The sequence below is a fragment of the Legionella lytica genome, assembly GCF_023921225.1.
Lineage (GTDB): Bacteria > Pseudomonadota > Gammaproteobacteria > Legionellales > Legionellaceae > Legionella > Legionella lytica.
Genome location: NZ_CP071527.1, coordinates 238,504 through 253,246, shown reverse-complemented (window position 1 = coordinate 253,246; position 14,743 = coordinate 238,504). Strand labels below are relative to the sequence as shown.

The following is a 14,743-nucleotide window of genomic DNA, read 5'->3' as shown; positions in this document are numbered from 1 at the left end:
TAAGAAAATGAGAATCAACTATTGCAATATCACTTTATGGAAATAAAAACGAGGATGAGCAGGGATATTACCCATGATGGATTTTGTGATTAATGGTGATGATTTAGAGGCAATGAGTGGGTTACCTCATATCCAACAACTGACTTATTTAAGAGGGATACGACCTTATATGGACGTTAAAACTGGAATAGTCGGAATCAAAAGGCGCATCAGTCATCAGTCTATTTCTGAGCAACTGTATGTTGAGCCGCGATTGAACGTGGTAATTTTTCTTACCCTGATTACTTCGCGAACTCAAAACGCGCTCATATTTTTGGACATGTTCAGTCAAAAATCACTATCGGTGAATTGCAGCGTGAATTTTTAGCAGAAGCAAAATCCACAAAAGAGGCAAGTACTTATCGAGGTTACAAGCGTGTTTGCGAGGGACATCTATTGCCTATGTTTGATAAAGTGGATTCGAGGATTACAGTGCACCACCAAAACAGTGGCAAATATTTTGCCCCCTCTGCGTGCTGTTATTGAACAAGCATTAGTAGATCAATATATTAAAGAAAATCCGCTCAATAGCATTATTGTTGATAAGCTGCTTAACAAAGAAACTAAAAAAAGTGATTACAAGCCTGATCCATTCAGTGTTGATGAGATAAAGGCAATATTAAGTGAATCTGAAGGGCAAGTACGGCTTTTATTTCAATTTGCTTTTTTCACAGGGCTACGCGTTTCGGAGTTGAGCGGCTTGAGATGGGAAGACATCGATTGGAAAAACCAGATCATTCATGTAGAGGAAACCATAGTTGCCAAAGAAGCTAAAGGTCCGAAGACAGAAGCAGGCATTCGGGATGTAATGTTATTGCCCCCAGCACTAGATGCGTTAGAACAACAAAAACAATACACTTTTGCTTATAAAGGAAGAGTTTTTTATAACCCTCAAACCGATAAACCATGGGAAACCTCACAGCAAATTCGCCGCACACAATGGATGCATATTTTAAAACGAGCAGGCATTCGTTATCGTAATACCTATCAGACCCGGCATACTTATGCTTCTATGATGCTATCTCAAGGAGAAAACATCATGTGGGTATCTAAACAATTAGGTCATGTAGACGTAGAAATGGTCATTAAAACTTATGGCCGATGGATACCAGACAGCTCATTACAATCAGGATACCGCACTGTCCATGACTGGAGCCGTCACTTAGGATAACCATGCTAACTGTTTACTATTCAACCAGACTATAATTAGTAGTGATTATGATTTTTTTAAAAGGAATTCATATATGAGTATGCGAAAAGATGGAAATGAACTTTATAAAAATTGTGATATTAGTTGGTCAGTATATGGTGAAAATGGTTCTTATGGCTCAAATGCATGGATTACTATACATGCAAAGGAAAGCATTGATCAGCAAATTCTCGGTGATGTACACAAGACAATAGAAGAAGCAGAAGAATATATAATTAACAAAGCCAAAAAATGGATTGATGATCAACTTAAGTCAGGAGCTCTTAGGCCCATCAAATAATACAAAATGGTGCCGCTATGGTGCCATGACATGATGAAAAACTTATTTAATACTTGTAAATCAATGGCTTAATTGGTGGAGGCGGCGGGAATCGAACCCGCGTCCGCAAATCCTCTGCCTTCAGCTCTACATGCGTAGCCTTGTCTTTTAATTTAACTGTGCATTCTCCGACGGGCAGGATTCTACACAGCGATTCCCTGAATTTCGTAATCTTAATTCGGGATAAATTAAGACACTAGCTTATCTTCTATGACCGTTGATTCGATACCAATAAGCGAGCTCGGTCAACGGGATACCGGGTTTATAGGCCAGTACACAGTGGCTTACTATAACTACGGATTAGGCAGCGATAGCTTCACCAGCAAAGTTTTCATCGTTTGCATTTATATTTATTTGAGCCTGATTTACGAGAGATCTCATTCTCGGCATGCACCTCTGGTTTTGCAACCCACGTCGAAGCCAGGTCGCCCCCAATTTGTACACTTTAATTATAACATAAAATATAAAAAGATTGGCATGATCATTTAAAATGACAATAAAAAATTGTTCTTGTGGCATGTAAATAATAAAAGAATAGGAATTCGCTGCGCTTATTGTTCCAGGATTACACTTCGTTGCATCCAGGCTACGTTTGATTTGCCTGGATGCAGGTTGGTTGGGTTTAGCCTTGGATGCCCTTGTGTCTCAATAGGGCGTCCACAGTTGCTGGACGTCCGCGGAAGTCTTGATAAGCTTCTGCCGCTTTTTTGGAACCGCCTACTTCTAAAATAGCATGTAGGAAGTCATGGCCTGTCTGTGGATTGAGTACTCCTTCCTCTTCGAAACGGGAGAACGCGTCACTGGAAAGGACTTCAGCCCAGATGTAGCTGTAATAACCCGCGGCATAGCCACCACCAAAAATATGGCTAAAGCTGTGTTGGAAGCGACTGTAGGGAACCACCGGTACAATACAGGCTTTAGAGCGTACATCCGCCAAGATATCAGTGACAAAGGATGCTTTATTGGGCTGATACTCTTGGTGGATACGAAAATCAAATAAACTAAACTCCATTTGCCGTAATGTCGCCATTGCTGATTGAAAATTCTTAGCGGCTATTAATCGTTCGTAAAGCGCTTCAGGCAAAGGCTCCTGGGTATCTACATGAGAAGTGAGTACATCTAAAGCACTCTTCTCCCAGCACCAGTTTTCAAAGAATTGGCTGGGTAATTCCACGGCATCCCATTCCACACCATTAATACCCGAACCCCCAAGGTAATCAACTTGCGTTAACATATGATGCAAACAGTGACCAAATTCATGGAATAAGGTTTCAACTTCATCATGAGATAACATTGCTGGTTTATTCGCTGATGCTTTTGCGAAATTGCAGGTTAAGGTGGCAATAGGTAATTGGATGCTGCCATCGTCTAATTTTCTTCGGCTTTGTAAGGAGTCCATCCAAGCACCACTATGCTTGTTGGGCCGTGCAAATAAATCAGTATACACGTAACCACGTACTTGTCCGTGCTCATCAACAACACAATAACATTGCACGTCTTTATGCCATACATCCACCCCTTTAATTTCCTGAATGGTCATACCATAAAGGATTTTCACTAAATCAAATAAACCTTGCATCACTTTAGGCTGGGGGAAATAAGGGCGTAACTCTTCTTGAGATAAGGTAAATAAATCCTGCCTTCTTTTTTCAGATAAATAACTTATGTCCCAAGGCTGTAAGGGCTCAAAACTCCATTTGCTTGCGGCAAAATCTTTGAGAGCGGCAAGCTCTCCTTCGGCCTGATGATGCGCGCGTTTTACCAAATCATTCATGAAATCCATGACTTGTGTGGTGGAATCAGCCATTTTGGTGGCTAATGATAATTCCGCATAATTATGAAATCCTAAAAGCTTCGCTTGCTCATGACGTAAAGCGAGTATTTCATTCATATTCGCTGTGTTATCAAATTTACCCGCATTAGGCCCTTGATCCGAAGCTCTAGTTACATAAGCCTGATATATCTCTTCACGCAAAGCGCGGTCTTCCGCATGGGTAATAACAGCTTGATAGCTCGGGGCTTCTAATGTGAATATATAGCCGTCAAGGCCTTTTTCCTCAGCTAATTCTCTGGCGGTATTTAATGCATGCTCCGGAATTCCTGCTACACGTTGAGGATCGGTGATATGTATCGTAAACGCTTGAGAGGCATCCAAAATATTATGTTCAAATTGATTGGATAACTCATCCAAACGCGTTTGAATTTCTTCAAAGCGCTTCTTATGCTGTGGCTCCAGGGCAACCCCTGACAACTCAAAACCAAGTAAGCTGTCCGCAATTAGCTTTTTCTGAGCGGCATTTAAAGCATGCGTATCAATTGATTTAATTGCCATATACAAATCATGATTCTGCCCCATCGCCGCTTCATATGCGGAAAGTAAAGGCAAACATTCATCATAACAATCACGTAATACCGGAGAATCCATCACTGAATGTAGGTGAGAGAATGGCGACCAGAAACGCTCTAACTCATCATCCAGATCTTCCAAGGGATACATTAGGTTATCCCAGGTGTAGTAATGATTATTCTTGATGAGCAAATCTACTTGCTCTAAATGATTCTTTAACATTCCTTCAAGATGCGTTTTAAATCGCTCTGTATCAATATGGCTAAATTGTGGTAATCCAACTGGCGCTGACATGCTTTACCTTAAAATTAGTGTAAGTAACAAAAGCATAGCATTCAATTGATAAAGGCTCTAGAGCTGAGGAGGGTTATTAAGATGGTTATCTTCATCATCTACGAGCGCATCTGATAGTTGCTCTTTTGTGGCGAAAAAGCCAAGTTTATTTATGCCACCTTTAGGTACTTCAATGATGTCCGCGGGTCTTTGCTGGATAAGAACCGGCGCTAAAGCAAAGTTGATTAAACAAATTACCACGAGACAAATTGCTCCGACAACGGCAATAGCAGGAGTTGTGGCAAAGAAAGGAGCTCCACACCCCATAGCCAAGAAAATACCGGTAGTGGTCGCAACATGGGAGCTAAAACGCAATAACTCAAAATTTATTTGTTGATCTAAAACCCGTAACTGCTGACTTATTTCTTCTCGCGCTGCATCACTGCCAGCACTATCAAACATTTGTTGATATTGACGGCGCATCTCATACACTCGATTGAGCTCAATGTAAGCGCGTATCGCCGCTAAAGCAACATCATAGCCAAAAAAGGCAATGGACAGATAAGCTGCAACTGGAGCATAAGCACCTGTGAGAAGATAACCATTAACATAACCTAAGCCAACCCAGGCAATGTCATTACCTAACTCAAACCAACGCCGCAATAATTGGCCCTGCAGGCGTACCTGCCAACCTAAATCTTTTTCTGGTTGCTCCATCCAAGATCCAGGCAATAGATGTTTCATCAGTAAACCAAGATTTACCGCTAAACGTGGCGCATAAAAGAGGAACGCTAAATGAGGTAAGAACGGATCAGTGCAATGTCCTAAATCCCGCATAATATGGCGGTACCACTCGGCACTGGAATCTAAGGCGGCAATTACGTCTAAGGCACGCTTAGAACGCACTAACAATAAACGATATAGGTTAACATCAAGGGTGCGCAGGCGTACTTGCTGTGAAAAAGACTTGCCTACGTCGATGGCATTGTTCTCATCACTTACAGGTTCCGGAGGAGGATGCTTAAGTTCGCTTAAAATTTCGCGATAAAGCATTTTCTGGGTACGCAAACGCTCCACTTCCCGCGGAACTATTAGATAATGTTTATAAACCTCTTCTAATAATTCTGCTAAGAAAATAGCGGAAATCAACTGCTCAACCAATTGTTGTTCTGAAACGAGTTGCTCACCTAATAAATTAATCCGAATCTGCTGTCCAAGCAGACTATATTCCATATTTAAAATAAGATGAGAGGGGATAATTTCGCGATAAAAATCGACCCCAAGTCCCCGGAGCGACTCAGAGAAGGTCCAATTCTCAGGGTTGGGGTCGTCAATCCCAAGTGGGTAATTGGCAAACAGTGTATTTTGTAATCGTCTAATAACTGGATTCATGATGTCCGAAATAACTTAATGGATATCAAATAACTACATAATTATGGTGCATAAAAACGAATTAGCAAGATAAAAATGTGTTCCGATTGTATCAAAAATTACACAATAAGTAAAATTAACATGTTTATAAATACACTCCCCTGCCTCTAAAATCGTCATTTGTACTTACATTTAACAGTTATATCCTAAATCCCAGTACAACTTCAACTATTCTTTTCGGGACAGCCCATAAAAGAATGATTAAAAATGAGCTGGTTTTCTTGCTGATTCATGTCTTCTGAGCGACAATAGCGCACCAAACTCAGCGCATGAAGAGAGCACATGAACTTGTCACAAGAATTAGCAAATGCCATCCGCATTTTGAGCGTAGACGCAGTTGATCAAGCCCAGTCAGGCCACCCTGGAATGCCTTTAGGTATGGCTGATATTGCAACGGTATTGTGGAAAAAGTTTTTACGATATAACCCGAAAAACCCACATTGGTTTAACCGCGACCGTTTTGTCTTGTCTAATGGACATGGTTCGATGTTACTTTATTCTTTGTTGCATTTAACAGGCTATAATCTATCTATTGACGAGCTTAAAAACTTCCGTCAGTTAGACTCGAAAACTCCAGGCCACCCAGAGTTGGGACATACTCCGGGAGTGGAAACCACAACCGGGCCACTAGGGCAAGGTTTAGCAAATGCAGTAGGTATGGCACTAGCAGAAAAAGCATTAGCCAGTCATTATAATCAAGACGAATATGACCTGGTTGACCATTATACCTATGTTTTCTTAGGTGATGGCTGTTTAATGGAAGGGATTTCTCATGAATCCTGTTCTTTAGCTGGAACTCTAGGACTAGGTAAACTTATTGCGTTTTATGATAACAATGGCATCTCCATCGACGGTAAGATTGATTCCTGGTTTACCGATGACACCGCTACTCGCTTTAAAGCCTATAATTGGCAGGTAATTGAAGCCATTGATGGCCATGATATGGCTGCAATTGAACACGCGATTGTGCAAGCACGTGCTAATACCAGCCAACCAACACTCATTATCTGTAATACCATCATTGGCCTTGGCTCCTCCGTTGCCGGTAGTGAGAAATCACATGGCTCACCATTAAGTGCTCAAGATATTGAAAAAGTTCGCGAATTCTTCCACTGGCATCATGCCCCCTTCGTAATTCCCGAAACCATCTATCAACAGTGGAACCACGTGGAGCAAGGAGAACGTGATGAGCAAGAATGGTTAAGTCTATTACATGATTTCCAACAACAACATCCACAAGAACACTATCAATTTTTACGCCGTATTAATGGCGATCTTCCCGATGATTGGCAAAGTCATAGCCAAGCATTTTTAACTCAATGCCTACAAAATGAAAAAGCGATTGCAACGCGTAAGGCCTCACAACAATGCATCGAGCATTTTGCTAGTCTCTTACCCGAAATGTTAGGTGGTTCTGCTGATTTAACTGGCTCCAATAATACGGATTGGTCAGGTAGCAAGGCCATCAACCACGAAGATTTCTCCGGCAATTACTTATACTATGGCGTACGTGAGTTTGCGATGGCCGCCATCATGAATGGAATAGCGGTTCATGGCGGGTTTATTCCTTATGCAGGAACCTTCCTGGTCTTTGCTGATTATGCCCGTAATGCGGTACGCTTAAGCGCTTTAATGAAGCAGCGTGTTATTTATGTATTCACACATGATTCTATTGGCCTTGGTGAGGATGGCCCGACCCATCAACCGGTGGAACATGCAGCAATGTTGCGTATGACTCCAGATATGATGGTTTGGCGTCCAGCAGATTTAATGGAAACAGCCATAGCCTGGCAAACAGCCTTAGAACATCATAATGGCCCAACATCATTACTGCTTTCCAGACAAAATTTACCCGCCTTACCTCATCAGGAAAATGCTGTCGAATTGATTAAAAAAGGTGGCTACATCATTGTTGATTGTGATGGCCATCCTGATGCAATTTTGATTGCTACTGGTTCAGAGGTGCAGTTAGCGCTTGCAGCTGCAGAACAAGTAAAATCGCAAGGATTAAAAGTACGCGTTGTTTCCATGCCCTGTGCAGAACGATTCTTAGCGCAAGATTTAGTTTACAGAAACCAAGTGTTGCCTAAAGATGTTGAAACACGCATTGCAATTGAAGCAGCAAGTTCTGCTTATTGGTATCAATTCGTTGGGTTAAATGGTGCAGTCATTGGCCTTGATCGCTTTGGTGTCTCAGCTCCAGCAACCAAAGCCTATGATGCTTTAGGGATCACCGTGGAGCGCATCGTTAAAACATTAGAAACATTAACGGCAAACTCAAACTAATTATAATGTACAACCGCTGCGAGTTAAGGGCAGCAAAGGAGAAGTAGTATGACTATACGTGTCGCGATTAATGGCTATGGCCGCATTGGCCGTTGTATTCTAAGAGCTATTTTTGAATACAACCGACAAAATGACTTTGAAATCGTTGCGATCAATGATTTATCAGGGATTGAAGTAACCTCTCATTTAACCCGCCATGATACAACCCATGGCCGTTTTCCTTGTGATGTAACCACTGAAGGCAATATGCTGATTATTGATGGTCATGCGATTAAGATTATTGCTGAACGTAACCCATTAGAGCTGCCTTGGAAAGAATTAAATGTTGATTTAGTTTTTGAATGTACCGGACATTTCACTGATCGCGAATCAGCAATGCAACACATTACCGCTGGAGCGAAAAAAGTGTTAATTTCTGCCCCAGGTAAAAATGTTGATGCCACGATTGTATATGGCGTTAATGACCACCTGCTTAAAGCAAGTGACCTGGTAGTTTCTAATGCGTCCTGTACCACAAACTGTTTAGCTCCAGTAGTTAAACCATTAAATGACGCTCTAGGTATTGAACATGGCTTATTAAATACCGTACATGCCTACACAAATGACCAAGTACTTTTAGATGGTAGTCATAAAGACTTGCACCGTGCTCGTGCTGCAGCGCATAATATTATTCCGACAAAAACAGGTGCTGCGGCGGCTGTAGGATTGGTTTTACCTGAATTAGCAGGAAAACTTGATGGCTTTGCAATGCGTGTGCCCGTAATTAACGTTTCGGTAATTGACCTAACATTCACTGCCAATCGTGAAACAACTGTTGATGAAGTAAATGCTATTGTGAGTAAAGCACAAAGCCATGTATTGAAAATCAATGATGAGCCTTTAGTTTCTTCTGATTTCAATCATAATCCTGCCTCAGCTATTTTTGATACTACGCAAACTAAAGTATTTGGTAAGTTGGTAAAAATAGTTGCTTGGTATGATAACGAATGGGGTTTCTCCAATCGTATGTTAGATACAGCGCATAAGATGATGAACTGCTAAACCCCCTGCGGAGATAATAATGAATCTGATCCAAATGAACGATATAGAACTTTCTGGTAAGAGAGTGCTAATTCGTGAAGATTTGAATGTGCCAATCAAAGACGGGATAATTACAAGCGACCAGCGCTTGCAAGCAGCCTTACCAACCCTGGAGGCCGCGTTGGCGGCTGGGGCTGCAGTGATGGTCCTATCGCATCTTGGCCGACCAGAAGAAGGCAAATTTGAAAAACGCTTTTCTTTAGCCCCTGTTGCGGAATATTTAAAGCAAAACTTAAATTACCCAGTCCATTTTGTTACCGATTATCTCAATGGAGTGGATGCTCGTCCTGGTGAGTTAGTGGTTTGTGAAAATGTCCGCTTTAATCTCGGTGAAAAAAGTAATGATGAACAACTGGCAAGAAAACTAGCCAACCTTTGTGATGTGTTCATCATGGATGCTTTTGGTACCGCACACCGAGCCCAGGCATCTACCTATGGGGTAGCTCAATTTGCTCCGGTTGCAGTAGCAGGACCTTTATTGGTTAAAGAACTCAATGCGCTGAAAAAAGTGCTGAAAGCGCCACAAAAACCAATTGTGGCTATTGTTGGTGGCGCTAAAGTGTCTTCAAAATTAACCTTATTGCGCCAATTAGTAGGCATGGTCGATTACCTAATCCCTGGAGGCGGTATTGCCAATACATTCCTTAAAGCCCAAGGCTTTGAAATTGGGGTATCACTTTATGAAGAAGACTTACTGGATGAAGCACGCGCCATCCTGAAGTTAGCAGAAGAAAAAGGTTGCAAGATCCCGCTACCTACCGATGTTGTAGTTGGCAAAACATTCAGCGAAACCTGCCCAGCTTATAACAAATCACTGCATAATGTTGCCGCTGACGATATGATTCTCGATATTGGGCCTGTGACCGTCAGTGACTATGTAGACATTATTAATGAAGCCAAAACCATCATATGGAATGGGCCTGTTGGTGTTTTTGAGTTTGCCCAATTTGCTTATGGCACCCGTGCTTTAGCAATTGCCATTGCGGAAAGCGATGCATTTTCAATCGCTGGTGGTGGTGATACTTTAGCTGCGATTGATTTGTACGATCTTAATCAGCAGATATCTTATATTTCCACAGGCGGTGGGGCATTTCTGGAGTGTTTGGAAGGCAAAACACTACCAGCTGTTGCTATTTTGCAGGAGCGAGCTCAGCATGTTACGTCAGACTAAAATCGTTGCCACTTTAGGGCCAGCTAGTAATGACCCTGTAACACTTCGCGCCATGTTAACCGCTGGGGTTGACGTGGTACGTATCAACTTTTCGCATGCGGATGCCTCTGCCATCGAATTGATTGCCTTAGTGCGTCAAATTGCCGAGGAATTACAGCTGCCTCTAGCGGTGATGGCCGATTTACAAGGCCCGAAAATACGCATAGGCCGCTTTAAAGAGAAGTCCATTACCCTGCATGAGGGGCAAGATTTTACTTTGGACTGTGAAGAAACCAATGAATTAGGCGATGAACACTGGGTTTCGGTAGCTTATCCTAATTTAGATAAGGAACTGGCTCCAGGTGATTTTTTACTTATTAATGATGGTTTAATTGAATTACAAGTAAAACAAATTTACGGCTCAAAAATTCATTGCACTGTTATTGAGGGTGGTGTCTTAACTAATCTGAAAGGCTTAAATAGAAAAGGCGGAGGATTAGCAGCCCGTACCTTAACTGAAAAAGATAAAAAAGATCTACGCACTGCTCTAGCAGCACAAGTAGATTACATCAGTCTATCCTTTGTAAAGGATGCCGAAGACATCCGCAACGCACGGGCTTTAATGCGAGAATATGGTGGACTTCCTACCCCTATCATTGCCAAAATTGAGCGTAGTGAAGCTTTAGCGCGTTTGACAGAAATCATTCAAGAATCTGACGCCATCATGGTTGCACGTGGTGATCTGGGGGTTGAAGTGGGTGCCGCAGAAGTGCCTGCAATTCAAAAGCATATTATTGGTCAGGCCCGTCGTTTGGATAAAGTGGTGATTACTGCAACGCAAATGATGGAATCCATGATTAGCAATCCCCAACCAACTCGTGCTGAAGTTTCCGATGTGGCCAATGCCATCTTAGATGGAACCGATGCGGTAATGCTTTCAGCAGAAACAGCCAGTGGGCAATTTCCCGTAAAAGTACTAACCATGGTAAATAAGATTTGCTTGAGTGCGGAGAAGCATGCAAGTTTTTATTATGATAGCACTTCTGAAACCTGTCATTACCAACGTGCTGACCAAGCAATTGCGATGGCAACCATGCATGCGGCGAATCATTTTCCGATTCAGGCAATTGTAACCCTTACCGAATCTGGAGATACCGCAGTATGGATTTCCAGACAACAAAGTACCGTACCGATTATTGCTATTTCAGCAAATAAACGCACTATTGGTCGTCTTAGTTTGGTGCAGAATGTGGTACCGGTATTTATGGATTATCATCGATTTACGGCAGAAAATTTAAACCAACAAGTTATTAATGAATTACTTGCGGCTCAACATATAGAGAAGAAAGGGTTTATTTTGTTAACGCGTGGTCGAGCAATTGGTACTCCGGGGGGCACTAATAGCATGGAAATTATTAAAATATAGACCTCCGATACCTATTTTCATCTAAAGAGTGAATTACCGCGGCAAGCCGCGGTAATTTTTTTGTTATCGTATACTCATCGATAACTTTAACTCATCATCACGTTCCTTTGAAGCTTTGATGAAGGAAATATCGCTTTGAGAAACAAAAAATCTCGCTTTTGAGTAAAACTGATCACGCTCTAATTTATAGTTGGTTACGGAGGCAGGAACCATTTCATATTGTGCAGCCCTATCTTTTTTAGTAAAAGAGAGAATTTGCCACTACCGTAAAAAATACGGTAGTGATGGAAATAAATACATAGGAGATTGTGGATGAAACCCGTATCAACTAATACGGGCTATGTTCGCTGTATTTTTACGCCAGGCTATTTGCAGCATAACCAAGAGGATTCCTACAAACATTCCCGAAACTAAAGACACCATAAGCATTAATCTTTTCCTGGGGGCAATCGGATCGACGGGGACGGCCAGAACACCATCTTCGTGGAACACTGAAACCTTATCTACATCAATCTTAAATGACTGATAAAATGAGAGTTTTGCTTGCAAGTCACGTAAGTTAGGAATGAAGGCATCATCCGATGTTCGTTTGGATAAATTTTTTATTTCCGCCTGCATCATTTCCATAGTGAATGGAGATTCATTGGCATCATTCATTATTGCTTCATCATCCCAAAAGGTGCGAGCGCTCGCTAACTGCAGCGTGTGAACTTTCTCTTTTAACCGGGTGATACGGTCTTGGCGTTTAGCGCGCGCTGTTTTGCGTGCAATGTCGATTTGATGACGCAAATTATTTACCACCACGGCATTCTGCTGCTGCATGTCTTTTAATAAAGCATTTAGAGATTGTGACTTTACAACACTAATAAATTGCGTTAGCCATATTGTTACCTGCTTGGCATCGCTCCCCTGAATTGCGACTGTATATTTTAGAAAACGGTCATTCGTTTTTTTCGGATCGGGAACAACGGCAAAAATGTGCGAAAAAGCTGTATACAGTTGAGTTATAGTACGCCCTTCTTTTACGCTTGCAGGTAATGCAGGCAGATAATAATGTTCAAAGAAATAGTGTTTCGCTTCTTCTGATTGTAAAACGTCATTAAACACATGATTAACGTCTTTAACCGTGAGCGGCTGTAAGGGTGAATTATCCCAAGATCGCCCTTGATTAAGTTCCGCAATCTCCCCTTCACTTGCCGAAATTAGTTTAATTTTAGCCTCATAGACTGGCTTACTAAAATAAATAGCCGCACAACCTAATGCGAAACCGAGTACGGTGCATAAACCAATCAATACCTTGTTCTGATAAAAAATACGTAACATGTCCATCATACTGAGATCACGGTTATCACCAACGCCTTCTGTTTGCATCGTTCACTACTCCAGTCATGGATTAACGAAAAAGAATGTAGGCGGGATACTAAATACTAATGCTTCCTTTGTCAAAGAATAGGCTTTAGTGGCTGTTGACAGAAAGGAAAAATTACGTATTATCATCCCTTAGTGCAGGCAGTATGTAATCGACTTTTCGCAAGCCAGGATTGAAGTGAGTTTTAAAAAAAACCTTATTGCAAATTATGCCAGTCAAATTTATATGACCTTGGCGGGCATACTCATCTTACCTCTATACCTCAAATACATGGGGGCAGAGGCTTATGGACTAGTTGGTTTTTTTACCGCGTTACAAAGTTGGTTCAATGTCCTTGATTTAGGTTTAAGTCCCAGTATTTCTCGCGAAACCGCACGCATGCGAGCGGGTGCTATCAGTGCACAAAACTACCGCGAATTATTGCGAGTACTGCAGTTACTGTTTTTCATTATTATGTTTGTTGGTGCAGGGAGCTTATTTTTACTGGCTCCGTACATATCTCACTCCTGGCTACAAGCACAAACCATACCCGCCCATGAAATCCAAGTTGCCTTACAATTAATGGCCGCCAGTATCGGCTTACGCTGGATGTGTGGTTTATACCGCTATACGGTAATCGGTGCGGAACGTTTTGTGTGGTTAAGTTATTACACCTGGGTCTTTACTACATTACGCTACTTGGGCGTCTTATTGGTTTTAATCTATATAGGCACCACGCCCTTTTTATTCTTTCTTTATCAAATCATTATCTCGCTTTTTGAGTTAGTCTTCCTTGCCAGCAAAGCCATTCGCGAATTTCCAAGCCTACCTCAGGGACAAAAACTCTCATGGAGACTTGCTGCTCTAGTAGCGAGCATCAAACCAATTCTCCCTTTTGCATTAAGTATTGCGGTAACTTCCTCTATTTGGATAGTCATCACACAAACGGATAAATTGATTCTTTCTAAATTATTATCCCTTACCGAGTATGGTTATTTTACTTTAGGGGTTCTGGCTGCCAGTGGGGTTATGCTCTTTAGTGCACCCTTTAGTATGGTACTACAACCTCGTTTGGCTAAATTGAAGGCCGAAGGTAAAGATAAGGAGCTGCTTACTTTGTATCGTCAAGCCACGCAGTTTGTTGCGTCAATTACGATTCCGGCCAGTATTGTTTTAGCCTTTTTTCCAGAACAAGTGCTTTGGTTATGGACGAATAACCTTAGTGTGGCCACAGCAACGGCACCGGTCTTACGTTTGTATGCTCTTGGAAATGCAGCCTTGGCATTTACGACCTTTCCCTATTACTTACAGTATGCGAATGGCACGATGCGTTTGCATTTGATTGGCAATACCTGTTTTGCCTTGGTGCTAATTCCGTCTATCATCTGGGCAACACTGCACTTTGGGATGATTGGTGCGGCTAAGGTATGGTTCTTAGCGAACATTAGCTTCTTTCTTATCTGGACGGCATTTGTGCATCGTCGCTTTATAAAGAATACTCATCTGCGTTGGTTATGCGTGGATTTGCTGCCTGTAGTGTTACTTTCTTTGCTGACGGTTGCTACCTTGAATGGTTTGCTTGCGAGACCGGATGATAAACTCACTTGGATTTTGAAGATTGGTTTTATTTCTCTGAGTTCGGTGTTGTTAAATTTGTTGTTGATTAAGTTTTCCTTTGTAGTTGGTCTGTTGCGGAAGTTTTTTGATGCGCGAGTGCGGGTTAAACCTTCTTCTTCGACGTTGTCTTGAAAATTCCTTCTTTGTCTATGTAGGCTGGGCTGTAAAGCCCAGCATTGGAAAGTGGCACGCGTTGTGCTGCTGGGCTTTACAGCCC

The 14,743-nt window shown here is 41.9% G+C and carries 10 protein-coding genes, 1 other RNA gene and 1 pseudogene; 8 read left to right on the top strand and 4 right to left on the bottom strand.

Annotated features, from left to right (window positions below):
- Positions 1 to 73 precede the first annotated feature (73 nt).
- From J2N86_RS16190 to J2N86_RS00990, 3 genes and pseudogenes are all read left to right on the top strand, one after another.
- A pseudogene (locus J2N86_RS16190) lies at positions 74 to 262 on the top strand (hypothetical protein); the annotation flags it as partial.
- Between the two features lie 183 nt (positions 263 to 445).
- The gene (locus J2N86_RS00995; RefSeq protein ID WP_252580347.1) at positions 446 to 1,210 is read left to right on the top strand and encodes a site-specific integrase; all 765 of its coding nucleotides are present in this window, start codon (positions 446 to 448) and stop codon (positions 1,208 to 1,210) included.
- A gap of 73 nt (positions 1,211 to 1,283) precedes the next feature.
- Positions 1,284 to 1,529: an HlyU family transcriptional regulator gene (locus J2N86_RS00990; protein WP_252580346.1), complete on the top strand. Its 246-nt coding sequence runs from the start codon at positions 1,284 to 1,286 to the stop codon at positions 1,527 to 1,529.
- Positions 1,530 to 1,602: 73 nt separating this feature from the next.
- Here J2N86_RS00990 and ssrA read toward each other — a convergent pair.
- The 3 genes from ssrA to J2N86_RS00975 form a co-directional block, all read right to left on the bottom strand.
- Positions 1,603 to 2,001, bottom strand: a transfer-messenger RNA (tmRNA) gene (ssrA, locus tag J2N86_RS00985).
- Positions 2,002 to 2,190: 189 nt separating this feature from the next.
- Positions 2,191 to 4,209 carry a M3 family metallopeptidase gene (locus J2N86_RS00980; protein WP_252580345.1) on the bottom strand — a complete coding sequence of 673 codons (2,019 nt, stop codon included), beginning with the start codon at positions 4,207 to 4,209 and terminating at the stop codon, positions 2,191 to 2,193.
- Positions 4,210 to 4,266: 57 nt separating this feature from the next.
- A complete protein-coding gene (locus J2N86_RS00975) occupies positions 4,267 to 5,580 on the bottom strand; it encodes a hypothetical protein (protein ID WP_252580344.1) in 1,314 nt (437 codons plus the stop codon).
- A gap of 321 nt (positions 5,581 to 5,901) precedes the next feature.
- Here J2N86_RS00975 and tkt point away from each other — a divergent pair, with 321 nt between their 5' ends.
- From tkt to pyk, 4 genes are read left to right on the top strand one after another with little or no spacing between them, the layout of a single operon-like run.
- Entirely contained in the window at positions 5,902 to 7,905 is a 2,004-nt protein-coding gene (gene tkt, locus J2N86_RS00970; protein ID WP_252580343.1) for a transketolase, read from the top strand.
- 48 nt (positions 7,906 to 7,953) lie between these two features.
- Positions 7,954 to 8,946: a type I glyceraldehyde-3-phosphate dehydrogenase gene (gap, locus tag J2N86_RS00965; protein WP_252580342.1), complete on the top strand. Its 993-nt coding sequence runs from the start codon at positions 7,954 to 7,956 to the stop codon at positions 8,944 to 8,946.
- A 19-nt stretch (positions 8,947 to 8,965) separates the two neighbouring features.
- Complete coding sequence (locus tag J2N86_RS00960) at positions 8,966 to 10,156, top strand: phosphoglycerate kinase (protein WP_252580341.1); 1,191 nt, start codon at positions 8,966 to 8,968, stop codon at positions 10,154 to 10,156.
- Entirely contained in the window at positions 10,140 to 11,561 is a 1,422-nt protein-coding gene (gene pyk, locus J2N86_RS00955; RefSeq protein WP_252580340.1) for a pyruvate kinase, read from the top strand. Before J2N86_RS00960 ends, pyk begins: the two co-directional genes overlap by 17 nt.
- A gap of 324 nt (positions 11,562 to 11,885) precedes the next feature.
- On the opposite strand, the gene J2N86_RS00950 is transcribed toward pyk, so the two are convergent.
- Positions 11,886 to 12,932 carry a Wzz/FepE/Etk N-terminal domain-containing protein gene (locus J2N86_RS00950; RefSeq protein WP_252580339.1) on the bottom strand — a complete coding sequence of 349 codons (1,047 nt, stop codon included), beginning with the start codon at positions 12,930 to 12,932 and terminating at the stop codon, positions 11,886 to 11,888.
- Positions 12,933 to 13,107: 175 nt separating this feature from the next.
- Here J2N86_RS00950 and J2N86_RS00945 point away from each other — a divergent pair, with 175 nt between their 5' ends.
- On the top strand, positions 13,108 to 14,658 hold the full coding sequence (locus J2N86_RS00945) for an oligosaccharide flippase family protein (RefSeq protein ID WP_252580338.1): 1,551 nt from the start codon (positions 13,108 to 13,110) through the stop codon (positions 14,656 to 14,658).
- Positions 14,659 to 14,743 lie beyond the last annotated feature (85 nt).

Coding starts and splice junctions, on each gene's coding strand:
- pyk (WP_252580340.1), top strand. CDS start 10,140: ATGTTACGTCAGACTAAAATCGTTGCCACTTTAGGGCCAGCTAGTAAT.
- J2N86_RS00990 (WP_252580346.1), top strand. CDS start 1,284: ATGAGTATGCGAAAAGATGGAAATGAACTTTATAAAAATTGTGATATT.
- J2N86_RS00960 (WP_252580341.1), top strand. CDS start 8,966: ATGAATCTGATCCAAATGAACGATATAGAACTTTCTGGTAAGAGAGTG.
- gap (WP_252580342.1), top strand. CDS start 7,954: ATGACTATACGTGTCGCGATTAATGGCTATGGCCGCATTGGCCGTTGT.
- J2N86_RS00980 (WP_252580345.1), bottom strand. CDS start 4,209: ATGTCAGCGCCAGTTGGATTACCACAATTTAGCCATATTGATACAGAG.
- tkt (WP_252580343.1), top strand. CDS start 5,902: ATGAACTTGTCACAAGAATTAGCAAATGCCATCCGCATTTTGAGCGTA.
- J2N86_RS00950 (WP_252580339.1), bottom strand. CDS start 12,932: ATGCAAACAGAAGGCGTTGGTGATAACCGTGATCTCAGTATGATGGAC.
- J2N86_RS00975 (WP_252580344.1), bottom strand. CDS start 5,580: ATGAATCCAGTTATTAGACGATTACAAAATACACTGTTTGCCAATTAC.